The sequence below is a fragment of the Bacteroidia bacterium genome (genome assembly GCA_039924845.1).
Taxonomy (GTDB): domain Bacteria; phylum Bacteroidota; class Bacteroidia; order DATLTG01; family DATLTG01; genus DATLTG01.
Map to the genome: position 1 here is coordinate 31,505 of JBDTAC010000010.1, position 18,375 is coordinate 49,879.

Consider the following 18,375-nt stretch of genomic DNA (forward strand, 5'->3'; position numbering starts at 1 on the left):
AATACTATTTTTGAAAGAAATTCATTTTATGATTTATATCATACTATTTCATGAGATGTATCATAGAACTCGAAAAAGGTATTTATCTATTTTTGTCCCGTTATAAAACAAAAACCTATATGAAAAGGCTACTAAACACTAAAAATTATTTTTTACTGCTGCTTGCAGCTGTAATTTTTCAAACAAACTTTAACAGTTGTACAACCGAACCTTCGGTTACTAAACAAAAAGCCGATTCCACTTATGGTGGTCAATACGAAGCAAGGCTTTCGTATGCTCCCAATGTCCCGGAGGAAGTTAATTATGGTCATCCAATGAAGGTGGTTGTGCATTTGAATATTATCGAAAAAGTAATGCGTTTGGCAGATGGTGTAACGTATGATTTTTGGACATTTGGCGGACAAGTGCCAGGTAAATTTATTCGTATCCACGTGGGGGATGAAGTTGAATTTCATCTCAGTAATGACCCGAACGATAAAATGCCTCACTCCATTGATATGCATGCTGTAACAGGACCAGGTGGAGGCGCAGAAGCTTCTATGACCGCTCCTGGACACACATCCATATTTTCATTTAAAGCCCTTGAAGCAGGATTGTTCCTTTATCATTGTGCGACCGCTCCAGTTGGAATGCACATTGCCAACGGAATGTATGGATTAGTATTAGTAGAACCTCGCGAAGGACTTCCGCACGTTGATAAAGAATTTTACATCATGCAATCGGAAGTATATACTACTGGTAAATATGGCGATCAAGGACTTCAAGCATTTGACATGCAAAAAGCATTACTCGAACAACCTAATTATGTTATATTTAATGGTTCTGTCGGTTCTACTATCGGGGCTAATGCTTTACACGCAAAAGTGGGCGAAAAGGTGCGCTTTTATGTAGGAAATGCCGGACCAAATTTTGTTTCTTCTTTTCATATTATTGGTGAAATCATGGATACAGTAAGAATAGACGGTGGTACCTTAGAAAATCACAATGTACAAACTACTCTTATTCCTTCTGGTGGAGCTGAAATAGTGGAGTTTACTTGTAAAGTGCCAGGGACTTATACGATTGTTGATCATTCTATTTTTAGGGCATTCAACCAAGGAGCTTTGGCTCAACTGATAGTTTCAGGTCCAGAAGACAGTGCGATTTATTCTCATAAACAACAAGATATAGTGTATCTGCCGGAAGGATCCATATTACAGTCGATGTCTCAACCTGTACAACCTGCAATTGAAGAGAGAACAATGGAAGAGCGATTGACATTGGGAAAAATAAGATTTGAAAGCACTTGCGCCGCATGTCACATGTTTAATGCACAAGGCGTACCGGGATCTTTTCCTCCGCTTGCTGGCTCTAATTTCTTAATGCCTCGTCAAGATAAAGGAATTCAAATTCTATTACACGGTTTAACAGGTGAAGTTACGGTTAATGGAAATAAATTTAACGGAGTAATGCCGCAATTGGGATTAAGTGATGATGAGATTGCCAATGTATTAACGTATGTTCGTAATAATTTCGGAAATAAAGACGGATTAGTTACAGCGAAAATGGTAGCAGATTATAGAAAACAAGGCGATAAACCTGCAGTAACACATCCAAGTAAAAAGAAAAAATAATAATTGTGGGGCGGAAAAAAATTATCTGTCTGTGTATTGTGATTGGCTTAACGTCAGCTTTTGCTGACGTTAAGGCTTATTCTGCAAACATCGGAGAAAATAAGTCTATCGTGCATACTGGAATGGTTAAAATTCCGGAAGGTTATTTCGCACCTTTTTTCAAAACGTATGGCGGAAGCAAAATAAAAGTTCCGAGTTTTTATTTGGATATTTATCCCGTTACCAATCAAGAGTTTCTTGCATTCGTAAAAGCCAATCCAATTTGGTCGAAATCAAAAGTAAATCGTTTATTTGCCGACACGAATTATTTAAAAGATTGGAAAAGTGATTTCAATTTTGGTGGAAATCTTAGCAATGCGCCCGTTACAAATGTTTCTTGGTTTGCTGCAAATGCGTATTGCAAATGGAAAGGAAAACGCTTGCCTACGCTGGCAGAATGGGAATATGTTTCAGCAGCCAACCCTATCGGCAGAAATAGTTACGACACTGTTTCATTGGCTACTTACATCTTAAATTGGTACAACAAACCAACGCCAAAAACGATTCCAGCTATTCACAGCACATTCGAAAATAAATTAGGTGTTTGGGATATGAACGGATTGGTATGGGAATGGATTTTTGATTTTAACATTCCTTCGAGTTCGTCATCCACTTGTGCAGGAATATCTATAGGCGTTGTGAATAAAGAAAATTATGCTGCCTTCCTTCGCTATTCTTTTAGGAGCAGTTTAAAAGCAAATTATGCTGTCAGAGATTTAGGTTTTAGATGCGCTATGGACGCGTCCAAATAAATAGAGATTAACAAAATATAATTCTAGAAAGAAGATGAAAACAATTAAAAACATATTGCCAGTCGGATTGATTTTAGGAGTTCTACTTTTTAATTCGTGTACCAATAAAAAAGTGCCAGATTGTTGTAAAAATAAGATGAAAGATACCACTTCTTCCAAAACAGAAAGCACTTCCGATTTGTCTATTTATCAATTAAACGGAACTTGGGAAACGCAAAACAATCAACAAATTAATCTTACTGCATTAAAAGGAAAAATACAAGTCCTTACTATGTTTTTTAGCAATTGTACGTATGCGTGTCCGCGTATCGTAAACAATCTGAAAAATATAGAAAAAGAAATTCCAGCTAACTTAATTCCGCAAGTCGGATTTACACTTGTCTCTTTTGATACGAAAAGAGATACGGTTGCCAGATTAAAAGCTTTTGCCAAGGAAATGAAGTTGGATGGAAATTGGACATTGCTTCACGGAGATGAAAATGAAGTGCGCGAATTATCTATGTTGTTGAACGTAGATTATCAAAAGCAAAGCGATGGAAACTTTGCCCACGCGAGCGTTATTAATGTGTTGGATAAGGATGGAAAAATAATTTTTCGACACGAAGGTTTAGATTCCGATTCAACTGAAGTAGTTCAAAAAATTATTTCCGCACTGAAATAAATTGGAATATTTTTTCAAAAATTGTTTTTTTATTTGTGTTTTTTGATAGATACTACAAACCTTAAATTTTTATTTGCTTATTTCAAGACAAAAGAAAAGGAAGGTAAAATACCAGTTTGAAAAAATATTTTTTGAAGGCATCTGATTTCGAACAAATTACCTCACCAAAATCCTCTCCTTTAGAGAAGGGATGAGGATGAGGATGAGGTCGGAAGCTAAAATGAAATGAGAAATCAAAGCCTTGAATTTTTGGTTCTTTTTTTTAAGAAAAATTGAACCGAATGCGAGACGAAGTACAGACGATAATCAAAAATTAAAAAAAATAATTTGAATGTTCAAGGTTTGTTATCTTTGTCAAAACTTCGTGTATAAGTTCTTAATCCAAGAAACCTCTTAATTCATAAAAATAAATCCACAACTTATGTATAAATTCATTTCTATCACTTTTTTGGCAGTGCTGTTATCTGCTTCTGGCTACGCTCAATCACGTCCATTGAGTGTAGGCGATAAAATGCCTTTGTTTTCTCTGAAAGATCAGGATGGCAAAACATTTAACATGAAAGATTCTGTCGGGAATAAATTATTTGTTATTTTTTTCTATCCGAAAGATGAAAGTCCGGTTTGTACAAAAGAAGCCTGTACTTTCAGAGACAGCTTAAATATGTTTGCACAAGCAGGTGCGGAAGTGATTGGAATTAATCAAGGTACAGTCGAGAGTCATAAAAAATTTCAGCAAGATGATAAACTCAATTACGAATTATTGAGCGACCCAGACGAAAAAGTAATCAAAGCATTTGGCGTTAAAAAAGGATTATTTACTACCCGAATAACTTTTATCGTAGATATTTCAGGAGAGATTGTTTTCGAGTACGAATCAAAGTTTGATGGTAAAAAACATGTTGCGGAAGCACTTAATTTTGTAAAGACATTGAAGAAACAATAAGGAATTTGATATCGATTTTTATCCTTTTACCAAACTCGTAATTCCAGATATAGCAATTTGTAATCCCACACAAAATATAAGGAAAGCAGAAATGCGATTAATAATTATTTCTCCGTTAGAACCTAAATAATTGATAATCGTTTTTGTATTGAGGTAACACACATAAACCATCGTACACATCACTATTATCGCCAAAAAAATGGCACTTGTATTAACCAAATAATCAATCGTGCTCCCCCGTGCCGCATGTGCACTTAACGTAAACAATACCGATATGGTTCCAGCTCCAGTAGTAACCGGAAAAGTAATTGGATAAAATAATTGATTGGTGATGCGGGAATAATTATTTGGCTCGATTTCCGCTCCCGCATTAAGCTCTTTTTCTGTTGTTTTTTTATCGGACGAAAGCGATTCCCAGCCCATTTTACAAATCATAATTCCTCCCGCTAATTGAATAACAGGAATGGAAAGTCCAAATAATTTTAATATCCAATGTCCAGCAAATAAAGAAATCGTGCAAATTGCAAAAGCATAAAACGTAATTTTTCTAACCGCTTTTTTCTTTTCCTCTTTTGTCAGATTGGCAAAATAAGGTGTTACCATAAACGCAGATCCAAAGGGATTTACCACTGGGAACAAGGCAATCACTCCAATAAAAAGCAAATGTACAAATGAATGATAATTTATATTCATGCAGTAAACATAAGGTAATTTTTCGTGTGAGAACGCATTCTTTTATAGTTACGAAAAAATAATTTTTCGTAACTATTGTACCACAATTTTTCCGTCAGAAATTATTTTTCCATCATCCGAAAAAATTTTGCAAAAATAAATTCCTTTTGCTTCAGCACTTAAATCAATTTGTGTTTGCGCTGAATTGAGCGTTTGAAAAATTATTTTTTCACCCAACACATTATAGACTTCTATATTTAGCTTTTGAAAATTATTTTTTTGAACGACATTAAAAATTCCGTTATTCGGATTTGGAAAAATATTAATTGAAGCATTTGAAAAAATATTTTCCGAAACACCTGTTGTTCCTGTTACTTCACGAATTCGCGCACCTGTGGCAATGTAAATATTGTAAGATGCATCAACAGCAACACCCTGAATGGTATCAATTGCGGCATTAACCGCAGGTCCTCCATCGCCACTATAATTATTTATTCCATTTCCAGCAACAGTGGTAATAATCCCAGATGTATTTACTTCACGAATTCGAAAATTGCCCCAAACAGCTATATATATATTTCCAACTGCATCAACCGCTACTCCAGAAGAAAAATTTAATTCAGCTGCGGTTGCCACTCCACCATCTCCACTATAACCTTGGATTCCATTTCCGGCAATGGTCGTAATAATACCGCTTGTATTTACTTTTCGAATGCGTTGATTGCCTTCATCAGATATATATACATTTCCAGTTGCATCAACCGCTACTCCGTTAGGGTCATTTAATTCAGCTACGGTTGCCAATCCGCCATCTCCACCATAACCAGAAGTTCCATTTCCAGCAATGGTCGTAATAGTTCCACTCGTATTTATTTTGCGTACACGATAATTGTTGCCATCAGATATAAATACATTTCCAGTTGCATCAACCGCAACTCCGTTAGGGTAATTTAATTCAGCTGCGGTTGCCGCTCCACCATCTCCACTATAACCTTGAATTCCATTTCCCGCAATGGTGGAAATAATTCCACTGCTATTTATTTTGCGAATGCAATTATTTTGCGTGTCGGCAATATATACATTACCTGCTACATCTACTGCTACTTCTTGGGGATAACTCAATTGTGCTGCAGTTGCAACTCCTCCATCTCCACTATAACCAGCGGTTCCATTCCCAGCAATGGTGCTTATAATACCACTCGTATTTATTTTTCGAATCCGATTATTGAATTGATCTACAATAAATACATTTCCACTGGCATCCACTGCTATTCCATAAGGAGAATTAAATTCTGCAGAAGTTGCAGCAAATCCGTCTCCACTAAAACCTTGAATTCCATTTCCCGCAATGGTGTTTATGATTTGTGCATTTCCTTTGTTAGCAAAAGCAAATAATGCAATTGCGATTGTAGAGAGTAGGATTTTTTTCATGGCGCTATTTTTTGTTTCTGTAAATGTATTTTATTTAAAATTGAAAAACAAACCAAACTTCATTAATAATTCATACGTTTGAAGAGGTGTTTTTTAGACTTCGAAAAAATAATTTTTCAAATAACATTTTTTAACACATCTAAAAAAAATATTAATTATTTGCATGTAACTTTGCGTAATGATTTTACAAGATTGGTGGTACACCACACTCCTCGGCATTGAGCGCGCTATTCAGCCGCCTTTAAAAGAAAATATTAAAGCAGATGTAGTTATTGTTGGTGCCGGCGCAGCCGGACTTTCGGCAGCGATGGCTTTTGTTGGAACTGGATTGAAAGTAGTAGTGCTCGAAAAAAATATTTGCGGCGGCAGTTCCACCGGAAAAAGTGCCGGATTTTTAACGCCCGATAGCGAATTAGAACTTTCGCAATTACTCCGTCGTTACGGAGTGGATGGTGCACGCGACCTTTGGGAATTGGCTTCTTCGGGAGTTGATAAAATTGTTGCTAACGTAAAAAGATACAATTTAAATTGTGATTTAATTGCACAGGACAGTTTATTTTTGGGCAATGATGCAGAGGGAATGAAAGAAACCATCGAAGAAGTAGAAGCTCGAAAAAAATTAGGTTACGAAGTTCAGTTATACAACAAAAAAGAAGTAAATGAACTGGTTGGTTCGCATTCTTACACAGGCGCTGTAAGGTATTCAGGGACATACGGAATTAACGCTTTGCGTTATGCACACGGAATAAAAAATGTGTTGATGGATAACGGCATTCAGATTTACGAATCATCCGAAGTGCGACATATAAAAGAACATACCGTTTATACACATCTGGGTTCTGTTACGGCTGAAAATATTATTTTTTGTGCCGATAAATTGGATCCGCGATTAACGGATTATTCTAAAGATATTTTTCACGCACAAACTTTTTTATCCATCAGCGAACCTTTGGATGATCGTGACTTGAATTATTTATTTCCGAAAGGACAATTTCAATGTTGGGATTCGGATTTAGTATATTCCTATTTCCGTTTAACGGGAGATAATCGCTTATTGCTTGGCGGCGGAACTTCGCTCAGTACTTTTTCCAGTAATTACACTACTTCGCCACACATTATAAATGACGTTATCAATAAATTTAAAGCGAAATTTTTGGGAATAAAACGCTTGGAATTTATTCAGTATTGGCCCGGATTAATTGATACAACCAGAGATTTAATTCCCACCGTTGTGCGCGATGAAAAACAACCTTATATCCATTTTGTATTAGGTTGCGTTGGTTTGCCTTGGGCAACTTTTTGTGGCGATTTTGCTGCACGTCATGTGATTGATGATAAATCGTGTAACGATCATAAATATTATCAATACTTAAGTGCCGATCGGAAATTTTTTGTGCCGATTTGGATGGAAAATATTTTCGGGAAACAACTTGTTTTCTCCATCAATAACGGTTGGGCAAAATATTATCAAGTAGATAAAAACAAAGAAATTGCTTTTAAAGAAAACCGTTTTTAAAAAATAATTTTTCGCACAAAGATTCTTGTATCTTTGTGCCACTTAAATTTTTACATTCACAAAAAAATAATTTTTTCAACCCTTAAAAAATAAATTTCAAAATGAAAAAAATCATAAAACTATTATTTGTTTCCGTACTTGCTGGCGGACTTGCTTTCGCGATGTCATCGTGCAACGGAAAAGATTCAAAAACTGGCGCTAATGGAAAAGACAGCACTGCCGTGAAAACATGTTCGAAAGACACCAGTAAAATGGCTTGTTGCAAAGGAGGACACGAGTGTATGAAAGGTTGCGACAAAGGTTGCAAAACGGATTCGGCTTGTATGAAAAATTGTGGGCCAGAATGTGGAAAACAAGGCATGATGCAATGTATGAAAGACCATGGTTGTTCTGCACACGAGTGTATGAAAGGCTGTGATAAAAATTGCAAAAGCGATTCGGCTTGTATGAAAAGTTGTGGCGAAAAATGCAGCAAATCAGGTGCTTCTTGCACTGCAGGAGGTTGTATGAAAGGTTGCGATATGGGCTGCAAAAATAAAGCAGAATGTATGAAGAACTGCGGAGAAAAATGTGCTAAAGGACATACGATGTAATTTTTTTTCGAAAAATATTTCTAAAAGCTTCGTGTAAAAACGAGGCTTTTTTTATGCTTCAAAAAATAATTTTTCAAACGCCTTTTTAAGTGCCCATTAATTGGTCATCGCTTCCCGACTTAGTGTCTAAGGCGTCGCGTAACCCGTTACCGAGCAATACAAATGCCAGTACCATTAACATAATGGCAAGTCCTGGTAAAAAGGCAAGGTAGGCAGCGTCCGCGATAATGTATCCGCGATGCGCATTAATCATTTCTCCCCAAGAGGCTGTTGGCGGTTGCGCGCCGATACCCAAAAAGCTTAATCCAGCTTCGATTAAAATCGCAGAAGCAAAATTAGCCGCAGAAATAACGATAACCGGTCCCATTACGTTGGGAATAATGTGTTTAAAAATCAAGCGATAATTAGTAAAGCCCAATGCCCTACCCGCTTCTACAAATTCCTTTTCGCGGATACCCAGTATTTGTCCGCGTACAATACGGGCTACATCTACCCACATGGTAAGTCCTACGGCAACAAAAACTTGCCAAAAGCCTTTTCCTAAAACAAGCGTAATCGCAATCACCAATAACAGTGTTGGAATAGACCAAACTACGTTGATAACCCACATCACAGCATTGTCCACCCAACCTCTAAAAAAACCGCCCAGTGCGCCCATTAAAATACCGACTACAATAGAAATAAAAACGGACACAAAGCCCACCGCCAAAGAAACGCGCGTGCCAATCATTAATCGGCTTAACATATCGCGTCCTTCGCGATCCGTTCCTAAAATATATTTGCGCCATACCAAATTGTTCGCGATAATACTTTCTTGCATTTCGCGCACTTGCTTTTTCATTTTCGTGTTACTTCCAAATTCGTAAAATTCCTCATAGCCTTCCATTTGATTGTTTACAACGGGCGAATTGTAATTGATGGCATAAACCACATCTGCCACATTGTATTTTACCATGGTGCCTTTGTTGGGTGTTTCTCCAGTGTATTCCTCACACACAATATCATTGTCTTCAAAATAATAACGATAAATAGGAACATCCGTATAATCGCTTTCTTCTCCAAAAAGCATTTTATATAAAAAATTTACATGATGGCTTTTTTCATTTTTCCGGACGCGCAATAATTGCACTCTGAAACCAGGTGGTTTAATAGAAAGCTCCAACAATTGCTCGTTAGCATTTGGCGTGGCATCGGGTGTGATGAGGTATCCCGCCAAGGCAATAATTACAGAAAAACTGATTACTACCAAACCAAACATCGCCAATTTATTTTTGCGAAGGCGTTGCCAAGCGTAAAACGTTAACGACTCTGAATAACTATTTTTTTCTCTGCGAACCGACATTATTGTTACTTACTTATAACTCTATTTTTCCAATTTATTTTCCCGAAACTACCAAAAACACTCATGTACAAAACATATATTGGATAAAAAACCACTATAATCAAGATGCACACGACATAGCTCCTTTTTTCGAAAAAAGAAACGGCTAAAAATAAGAACAAAAAGTCAATTATACATTTTGTTGCGAAAAGAAATAAAAATAAGGCGATGAAAGTCTTATTATAAGCGATGAAACATGCACTGAAAAGCACTAAAAAATTCATGCTCCAAATAATTCCACCTGTCCATAAAATAAATTTACTTTTTAAGCGTACCGTTTTGGATGCCCAACGTTTTCGTTGGGAAATAAATGATTTTAAATTGGGTGCTTCTTTTGTAAAAACAGTCGCTTCCGCGGATTTCAAAAATTTTATTTCGGATGGATATTTTTTTCGAATTTTTTCCATCAAAAATAAATCGTCGCCGGAAGAAATGTGTTCGTTTCCTTCGAAGCCGTTTACCTCTTGAAAAATTATTTTTTCGAACGCCAAATTAGCACCGTTGCACATCAAGGGAAAATTGAAATATGCGGATGCGCCACCAACAGCAACTAATCCAGCGAATTCTACACTTTGTAGTTTTTGAAAAAATGTTTTTTTATCCGCGAAAATGACGGACGAAAAAATAAATTTCGGGTGGTTTTTTTCATAAAATAAAACGATGGTCGAAAGCCATTTTTGAGGAAATGTACAATCTGCATCCGTCGTGATAATGAGCGTTCCAGTTGCTTTTTCGATGCCAGAAGAAATGGCATTTTTTTTTCCTGCTTTTTGCGATGAAATTAAAATGACGTTTGAAAAATTATTTTTTTGAAGCGCGTTTTTCAGAAGTAAAAAAGTCTCATCTTCCGAAAAATCATCGACGATAATTAGTTCTGTTAATTCTTTCGGATAATCTTGTAACAAGAGGCTCTCTAAACATTTTAAAATATTATTTTCTTCGTTCCGAACCGGAATAACAATCGAAATTTTTGTACCTCCAAAAATTATTTTTTCAGACGACGAAAAAAAATTTGTGCGTATCCATCCCACCATTAAAAATAAAAAAAATACGGCGTACAAAAAAGCAATCGTAATAGAAAAACAGAAAATAATATTGGTAAAAAAAATCATTTTTGTTTGAAAAAAGGAATCTTAAAAATAGTAAAACTGCCTATTAATGCAGGAAGTGCAATATTCACAATCCAAAGTGCGATGGATGCCAACGCAATTCCGATTACATTGGGCGAAAAAATTCCGAGAAATAAAATGGCGGCAGAACTGCGTACACCCAGCTCTGTGAGCGCAAAAGTTGGAATAAAAGTAGTGGTAGAAAAAATCATTACGATTAAAATACACGCTGATAGAAAAGGTATTTCTACTCCAAAAACACACAACAAAAAATAAAATTGCATCGTAAAAATAATATATCTACAAAAAGAAAAAAACAACAAATTCAAGAGTTCTGACGATGAAAAGGTAAAAAACAAATTTATTTTTTCTTCGTGTTTTCGTAAAAATTTTAGTTTAAAAAAATATTTTTTGAAACGTTCGTTTTTGAAATAAATAAGTGGAAAAAAAATAATAATTAGCACCATCAATAAATCAATAAGTATTAAAAAATAATTTTTCAAAGGCGTAAAAAAAGCCAAATAAAACATAAAAACAAAAGCACCAATTACAATAGTAACAAGCAATTGAGCCGTATTTCCGAGAAAAGTAAGTACAATCCCTTTGCTTCGATTTTCGGGTTCCAGAAAAAAAATTCTGCCACCAAATTCACCCACTCTATTGGGTGTAAAAGCGCTTACGGTAATGCCTGCCATCACGGCTTTTAGCGAGGTATAAAAATTAATTTTTTGGATTTTCTCGATTAAAATTTTCCATTTAATAGCTTCAAAACTCCAATTTACGACCATGAAAACGAGTGTTAAAACAATTAAAAAAATGTGCTTCGAAAAAATATTTTTTTGAAACAAATTTTCTGAATTACTTGTTATTGTTGAGTTATAGAATATTTTATAAAAAATATACGCAAAAGAAATAACGACAATAAGTATTTTAAACAAAAGACTTATAACTTTGTATGTGTTGTTTTTTTTCAACGACGATGCGAATTGATTTTATCTAAACAAATGTACTAAAATGGCGGCAGACAGGATTGTTTTGGGAATTGATCCGGGTACAACGGTGATGGGTTATGGCTTGATTCATATCCAAGGAAGTACGATGAAACTGATTGCTGCTGGCGTTTTGAAGCTCGATAAATTAGAAAATCATCCAATGAAATTGAAAAAAATTTTTGAGCGGACTACCTATTTAATTGAAGAATACAAACCCGATGAATTGTCGATTGAAGCTCCTTTTTTTGGAAAAAATGTGCAATCGATGTTAAAGTTAGGAAGAGCGCAAGGCGTTGCCATTGCGGCTGCCCTAAATAAAGGCTTACCTGTTTTTGAATATTCTCCCAAAAAAATAAAACAATCCATTACCGGAAATGGAAATGCCTCGAAAGAGCAAGTGGCGGCAATGCTGAAAAGTTTGCTCGGGTTTAAAGAAATGCCCACTTATTTAGATGCTACGGATGGCTTGGCAGCGGCGGTTTGTCATTATTTTCAAAAAAATAATTCTGGTGGCGAAAAAAAATTTTCGGGATGGAAAGCGTTTGTTACTGAAAATCCTGGAAGGAAAGCCTGATTTTCTCGGCTGTTTTTGCTAATTCTTCGTTTGAAAAAATTTTTTTCGGAAGGGCAAAATTCATATCGCTTACGCGATTGATGGGAATGAGATGAATATGCGCGTGCGGAACTTCTAAGCCAATAACGGCAACACCGACTTTTTTACACGGAATTGATTTTTTGATGGCTTGAGAAATTTTTTTTGCGAAGAGCGTTAAAGCTGTGTATTCAGCATCTTCTATATCAAAAAAATTATCGATTTCTTTTTTCGGAATTACCAATACATGTCCTTCTGTTAAAGGCGAAATATCTAAAAAAGCGAGACAAGAATCGGTTTCCGCAATTTTATGACAAGGAATTTCTCCATTTATTATTTTACTGAAAATAGTTGCCATTTTTTAGCGAGAAATTTCAATGATTTGGAATTGGACGCTTCCAGATGGGACTTTGATATCCACTTTATCGCCTACTTTTTTTCCGAGTAAGCCGTGCGCAATGGGCGAATTAATGGATATTTTTCCGGCTTTTAAATCCGCTTCATTTTCCGCCACAAGCGTATAAACCATGGTAGCACCATTTTTTATGTTTTTAATTTTTACTTTGGAAAGAATCAATACTTTGGAATTATCTAATTGCGACTGATCAATCAGACGTGCATTATTGAGCACTTGCTCCATTTTAGAAATTTTCAATTCGAGCAATCCTTGTGCTTCTTTGGCGGCATCGTATTCTGCATTTTCCGACAGGTCACCTTTATCTCGCGCTTCCGCGATTTGCTTGGAAATGGAGGATCTTTCTTTTGTTTTCAAAAAATTTAATTCGTCCTTCAGTTTTTTCAAACCTTCATCTGTAAAATAAGATAATTGTGTCATGTTATAGGCTATTAAATAAGTGTAAAAAGAGAATCCCGCAATGGAATTCTCTTTTTAACAAAATTAAGAAAAAAAACGAATCAGAGACTTATTCTCGCTCCAATAGTGTTTGTTCCTTGGAAAGGATCGCTTGCTCTGTAAGAATAATCAATTGAAAAAGTAGATTTTTTTGCATGTCCAAAAGGTAATTGAACGGTAAATCCAGCTGTTGGACCAGTATATGCTGTTAAACGGCCCGCATCAATAGCATCAAAAATTCCGTTTTCGTAACAAAATCCAACTCGTAACATCAAATAGCTTCTGAAGCCGTATTCCAATCCCAATTGGTATTGATCTTGTGAAAATGAATTAGATGTGAAATTTGCCGCGATTGTTAAACGTTGCGTTTTAAGTGCAGAACTGTCTTTCGAAAAGTTAATGTCGTATCCAGCACCAATATTAACTAAAGAAGGCAACTCAAACTCTTGAGAGCGTTGTTCTACCGTCATATTAAACGGATTTCCGTTTGGCAAAGCTGTTCGGAAAGATAAACCATCACCTCTGAAGACCATTGTAGGACCTACATTTTTCAATGAAATACCGAAATGGATATTGTTGGTAGGACCGGTAACATACTGAACGCCGGCATCTACTGCAACACCTTTTGCACTGACGTTAGAAATGGCTTCTGAAATTACTTTCATATTGATTCCACCATAAATATTGTCTGAAAATGCTTTAGCATACGACATTCCTAAATTGACAAACGAAGGGCTGAATGTTCCCAAACCTCCTTCTGGATTGTCAGTCGTCGTAATCATAATATTTCCAAAATCCATTGACATCACATTAAACCCAATAACACCTGTTTTGCCAACACGTTGAGACAAGCCGAAAGTGTTAATTCCAATTCCTGTGCCTACCAACCAGTTGGTATGATCGAATATTAATTCTGTTTGGGGAGTAAAAGCAAGACCTGCAATATTGAGGTAAGATGCTTCTATGCCCTGACACATAGCAGTATTCGCTCCTGCCCATCCAGAAGAACGAGCCCAAGGGTTAATTAACAACTCTGTTGCTCCAGCAGTACCTGCCCTATCGGGATTTCCTGCAAACAAATTAGTGGGCATCAATGCTGCTAATCCTATCAGTAAAGCGGGGGTCAGAAACTTATAAGATTTTTTCATACTATTGGTTTTAATGTGATTCACTTTTAATAACACAACTTATATATTTTATTTTTTTAGAACGAATTTAAGTCTATCGGACGCATTACTCCAAACCATTTTAATGTTTTTTCACCCACTCCCGGAACATCCACATGAATAATATACATTCCGCTGGCAATAGGTACTTCAGCTTGGTTTTTCAAATCCCAGTCTAAATAAGTAACTGGAGAATTTTTCTTGTACAAGCGAATAAGTGTACCATTTAACGTAAAGATGGTAATGGTACAATTTTGCGGCAAACAAGTAATCTTCACTCTATTATCTACTGCATTGGTTTCGTAAGCCGAATAAGCATAGTAAGGATTCGGAACGATGTTTATTAAAGCCAAGGCATTTTGTGCCGCATTCAAATTACTGGTTTTTGTTTGTAAATCAGCGGTATTGAATGTGTACATCGGATAATTGGTGTTTTGTGCTGGACTCGCGCTATCAATTGAAGGAGCGGCGTTACTTGCGCCATAACGTGCAGCATAAGCTCTCATGTATGGTCTTCCAACTCTAATTCTGATTTTAACATCTGTTTCCAACAATTGATGTCCAGCATTAAGTAAAGGAATATTTACCCACATGGCATCCGCAAAAACAGAGCGTTTGTTTACAGCGTTAGTAGGACCTGAAGCATCGTCCAACAAAGTGCGCATTTTAAAACCGGCATCGTATTTCGATACACTGGTTGGGCTATCGCCATTATGTCCAAACACATAAATATAATGCTTACCACCCCAAAGTTCGCTCAAAGCCGGATTATTAAAATTAACTGGATTAGAATACAAATCAGCAGTAGGATCCCATTTCATATCGGCACCATTCTCTGATGTCAGCCAAGAATCTTCTCCAAAACAAATATTTAGACGCTCTCCTGTTTCCACATTGATGGCATAACCTGGAAACCAACCCATACCCATTGCAAAATCACTGTTGTCGGTCGAAGGGTAATTGGCAACGCCATTTTTATCTACGGATGGTGATTTACGAATGTCCAATTTCGATGCATTACCTATAGCTAAAGACGAAGCTTCTTCCATCTCAAAAACAGGACATCTGGACCATTTGGATTTATCTGCCGTAATGACAACATCAATACTTGCTAAATCGCTCAATTTACTGAGCTGAGGTACTGATGAATTACATTGAGGACCACCTAAAGAAGTATTCGATGCATCAGTATGTAAACACATAAAATAAGGAGCCCAAGTACCACCAATTATTTTGGTAAAATCACCGTTTGGATCCGCCCATTTAGCTCCTATTTTATAGGAATTATACGCTGGTGCTGATGCCGGAGGAGCTGGAAGTGAAACGGTCCCAGACATAATCCATGTTTGCGGTTGCCCTCCTCCTTGATAAGGAACTCCTGTAAGCCAATTTTTGGTCGGATCTGCAAACGTCATTGTGGCTTGAAGTACACCGCTGCTTGGCAATATAGCACTTGTTGTTAATGGCAATGTTTGACCCACTGTATTAAATGTAGTGGGTGCTTGTGTACCCGGCACAGATACTTGTTGTGCAACAACCGATAAACCCCATTGTGGAATAATTTGTTCATTATTCGAATGAATCGTTGTATCTGATTTAACAATAACACCCGTAGTCAAATCTGTTAATGTCCAATGAGAATTATAATTTACACCTTGATAAAACTTCAATACAAAATTATTATTCGGAACATTTAACGGATCTATCACTTTTACTAATACCGGTCCTCCTCCATTAACATAAGTAGGAGTTGTTACACTGTTAGTTGGTGAATTTAAGATATTAGTAACTGTTTGAGGTGTTAAATCTAAGATGTTACCACCGTTACCTTGTCCTTCTACTCTTGTTAAAGAAGGTCCATTAGCATAACTTGCTGCTTGAACCGTGCCTCCGTTTTGAGGTTCTGGAATATGCGGAATGCCCGTATAAACCTGAATATTATTTCTACCTTGTAAAAAAGGCACTTTTTGTCCGCCTATAGTAGCCGGATTTCCTTGATCATAGGTTTCATAATTATTCCAAGCATAAGATATCACCATATAGTAGTATTGTTTGTTATCTACTAAAGTAGGATTTCCAGAAGTATTGAATAAATCCTTGGTAATGTTAAAAGAATGGGTAATTCCATTGTTTGCCCCTGTTACTTCTAATGTAGGAACGTTGGCATTTAATGTTTGGTCAAATGTAAAATTAACCATTTGTATAATGGAATCGTGTACATCACATTGCGCTACTAAACGTGCTTGGTTCGGATCTAATAAATTAGACGCAGTAACTGAAGCATTTTGTAATTGGAAAATCTCATACCCTTCAAATACGTATTGTGTATCTTTGAACGTTTTAGCAATGGTCGCAGATGTTTGAGCATACTTTTCCAAATAATTATTAGAAGTTTGTTTATTGGAAAGCGTCAAAATCAATTCATTTTGGAGTTCTTGGATTGTTAAATCTGGAGCATCCGGACCATCCAATACTTTGAAACAATTGTCGAACAAAGCTTGTGCTTTATCATCTGCTGCTTGCAAAAGAGGTATCGGAGTTATATTATTTCCGTTAGTCGCTCTTGCCCAAACGGCTCCATCCGTTACATAATTAACAGCACCTGGATCTAATCGAAAAGGACCAGCAGATTGGATAAAACGTCTATCTCCAAAAGGGTTTGGAATCGCAGCTTCGTCCCAAATAGAGCCTGGATTAACTCCTCCAGTACCTTTGTAAGCGATGTCTGTTGTTGAGTTATTGAATGGATCACCAGGAAACATAAAATCGCATTTTACACCACCTGTATTATGTCCATTGCCGCCCCACTGCATGGGAGTTCCATCTCTCCAAACACCTTGTAAATAATTGTAATAATCCGTCGCATTTTGTGGATTTCCAACAATGGTAAAGTCATTGTTGTAGTACATAAATTTGGTCATCGGAATGTTTCCATGACTGTCTACAAAACTAGTTCCGTAACTGTCCACTCCTGCACCTGGTCCAACTGCTTTTGGTCCTTGAAAAAAGTCCACACCAATAGCTGGAGGATATTGACCATAAGGTAATTCTCCTGCTGGACAATTTTGGTCAATGGCTTCTCCATTATAACAATAGCCAAAGCCTCTTCCCACATCACAACCTACATAATCATCTGTACCGCAACCTAAGTCAGGATCTACCCATTGTCCGAAATACACATTGTTTACTTGATACGAAGAACGATTGATGACTTGGTATTGATAAAAGGTACAATTATTTATTTCATCATTGGTAGCAAAAGCGAAAGCTTGCGCCCTAATTTCTAATCCGATGGCTTGTCCTCCTGTTTCGGTATGGATATTTCCTTTATCGTTATACACCCACCAAATTGTTTGGTCGCCATAAAGTTGTCCTTGGCAAGTGGTGGCTTTTCCTGTTAAATTATAGGCAGGATAATCTCCTACGGAAGGATCGTAATGTCCATCTCCCACTACATCCACGAAAGGAGCTAAATACTTACCTTGCCCTTGAGATTGATCTCCATTACCTGGCCATGTTAAAATAGCCTGTGAAGGACCCGTATACCCCGGAGGAGGCGTTCCATGCAAAAAAGAATAATAATCTTGTACTTCTTGGCGAGTTATCAACCAATGTTTATCGTATTGGCTACAAACAGTTTGGTTGGTAGAAGCGGTAATTGTATCTAAAGGACCTGGCCAAAAGTCATTTCCATTTTGACGATACGTCATAGCAGCTATTTTTAACTGACCACCTGCATCAATACCTCCAATCCATAAAGCTCCAGCAAACAAGGCATCAACGCCTCCTCCTTTTGGTACTTCATACTTAGGATTCTGTAATAAATCCCACCACATATCTCCTCCGCCCAGTATTCTGGCTCGGACATTGTTAAAGTTCAAATCTTGCTGCGAGGTCGCAGGGTTACATGCGGATGCCAATGTAGTCGGTGGGGGGGCTGGACGATGTTGTCCAGACTGACCTACATTTTCTCTTGCAGTAACATTAGCCATAAATGCGATAGATGCTGCAAAGGCTAAGAGGTGATTACATTTAGTTTTCATGGTCGTTATTTTTATTGTT

16 protein-coding genes are annotated in these 18,375 nt (G+C 36.8%); 7 read left to right on the plus strand and 9 right to left on the minus strand.

The features are described 5' to 3' along the window. Positions 1-119 precede the first annotated feature (119 nt). From nirK to ABIZ51_01470, 4 genes are all read left to right on the plus strand, one after another. Complete coding sequence (nirK, locus tag ABIZ51_01455) at positions 120-1,613, plus strand: copper-containing nitrite reductase (GenBank protein ID MEO7087439.1); 1,494 nt, start codon at positions 120-122, stop codon at positions 1,611-1,613. Positions 1,614-1,651: 38 nt separating this feature from the next. Continuing rightward, a complete protein-coding gene (locus tag ABIZ51_01460) occupies positions 1,652-2,404 on the plus strand; it encodes a formylglycine-generating enzyme family protein (GenBank protein MEO7087440.1) in 753 nt (250 codons plus the stop codon). Positions 2,405-2,438: 34 nt separating this feature from the next. Then, positions 2,439-3,065, plus strand: coding sequence for an SCO family protein (locus ABIZ51_01465; protein MEO7087441.1), 627 nt, complete (start codon positions 2,439-2,441; stop codon positions 3,063-3,065). A 421-nt stretch (positions 3,066-3,486) separates the two neighbouring features. Then, positions 3,487-4,008 (plus strand): peroxiredoxin, encoded by a 522-nt coding sequence (locus ABIZ51_01470; protein MEO7087442.1) that lies wholly within the window; start codon positions 3,487-3,489, stop codon positions 4,006-4,008. Between the two features lie 18 nt (positions 4,009-4,026). Here the strand turns inward: ABIZ51_01470 and ABIZ51_01475 are convergent, their stop codons facing one another. Continuing rightward, positions 4,027-4,701: a MarC family protein gene (locus tag ABIZ51_01475; protein ID MEO7087443.1), complete on the minus strand. Its 675-nt coding sequence runs from the start codon at positions 4,699-4,701 to the stop codon at positions 4,027-4,029. Between the two features lie 72 nt (positions 4,702-4,773). Beyond that, positions 4,774-6,111, minus strand: coding sequence for a T9SS type A sorting domain-containing protein (locus ABIZ51_01480; GenBank protein ID MEO7087444.1), 1,338 nt, complete (start codon positions 6,109-6,111; stop codon positions 4,774-4,776). Positions 6,112-6,289: 178 nt separating this feature from the next. On the opposite strand from ABIZ51_01480, the gene ABIZ51_01485 reads away from it, so the two are divergent. Both ABIZ51_01485 and ABIZ51_01490 read left to right on the plus strand, forming a co-directional pair. After that, on the plus strand, positions 6,290-7,627 hold the full coding sequence (locus ABIZ51_01485) for an FAD-binding oxidoreductase (protein ID MEO7087445.1): 1,338 nt from the start codon (positions 6,290-6,292) through the stop codon (positions 7,625-7,627). A gap of 101 nt (positions 7,628-7,728) precedes the next feature. Then, the gene (locus ABIZ51_01490) at positions 7,729-8,220 is read left to right on the plus strand and encodes a hypothetical protein (GenBank protein MEO7087446.1); all 492 of its coding nucleotides are present in this window, start codon (positions 7,729-7,731) and stop codon (positions 8,218-8,220) included. An 85-nt stretch (positions 8,221-8,305) separates the two neighbouring features. On the opposite strand, the gene ABIZ51_01495 is transcribed toward ABIZ51_01490, so the two are convergent. From ABIZ51_01495 to ABIZ51_01505, 3 genes are read right to left on the minus strand one after another with little or no spacing between them, the layout of a single operon-like run. Next, on the minus strand, positions 8,306-9,562 hold the full coding sequence (locus ABIZ51_01495) for an ABC transporter permease (protein ID MEO7087447.1): 1,257 nt from the start codon (positions 9,560-9,562) through the stop codon (positions 8,306-8,308). Positions 9,563-9,567: 5 nt separating this feature from the next. Then, on the minus strand, positions 9,568-10,713 hold the full coding sequence (locus ABIZ51_01500) for a glycosyltransferase (GenBank protein MEO7087448.1): 1,146 nt from the start codon (positions 10,711-10,713) through the stop codon (positions 9,568-9,570). Further along, positions 10,710-11,498, minus strand: coding sequence for a lysylphosphatidylglycerol synthase domain-containing protein (locus ABIZ51_01505; GenBank protein MEO7087449.1), 789 nt, complete (start codon positions 11,496-11,498; stop codon positions 10,710-10,712). Before ABIZ51_01505 ends, ABIZ51_01500 begins: the two co-directional genes overlap by 4 nt. Positions 11,499-11,724: 226 nt before the next feature. Here ABIZ51_01505 and ruvC point away from each other — a divergent pair, with 226 nt between their 5' ends. Next, positions 11,725-12,276, plus strand: coding sequence for a crossover junction endodeoxyribonuclease RuvC (gene ruvC, locus ABIZ51_01510; GenBank protein ID MEO7087450.1), 552 nt, complete (start codon positions 11,725-11,727; stop codon positions 12,274-12,276). Here ruvC and ABIZ51_01515 read toward each other — a convergent pair. The 4 genes from ABIZ51_01515 to ABIZ51_01530 form a co-directional block, all read right to left on the minus strand. Continuing rightward, the gene (locus ABIZ51_01515; GenBank protein MEO7087451.1) at positions 12,248-12,652 is read right to left on the minus strand and encodes an HIT family protein; all 405 of its coding nucleotides are present in this window, start codon (positions 12,650-12,652) and stop codon (positions 12,248-12,250) included. The genes ruvC and ABIZ51_01515 overlap by 29 nt on opposite strands. Before the next feature lie 3 nt (positions 12,653-12,655). Then, positions 12,656-13,129 carry a transcription elongation factor GreA gene (gene greA, locus ABIZ51_01520; GenBank protein MEO7087452.1) on the minus strand — a complete coding sequence of 158 codons (474 nt, stop codon included), beginning with the start codon at positions 13,127-13,129 and terminating at the stop codon, positions 12,656-12,658. A gap of 80 nt (positions 13,130-13,209) precedes the next feature. Continuing rightward, positions 13,210-14,295, minus strand: a complete 1,086-nt coding sequence (locus ABIZ51_01525) for a PorV/PorQ family protein (GenBank protein ID MEO7087453.1) — start codon at positions 14,293-14,295, stop codon at positions 13,210-13,212. 56 nt (positions 14,296-14,351) lie between these two features. Next, entirely contained in the window at positions 14,352-18,356 is a 4,005-nt protein-coding gene (locus ABIZ51_01530; GenBank protein MEO7087454.1) for a T9SS C-terminal target domain-containing protein, read from the minus strand. Between the last annotated feature and the right edge of the window lie 19 nt (positions 18,357-18,375).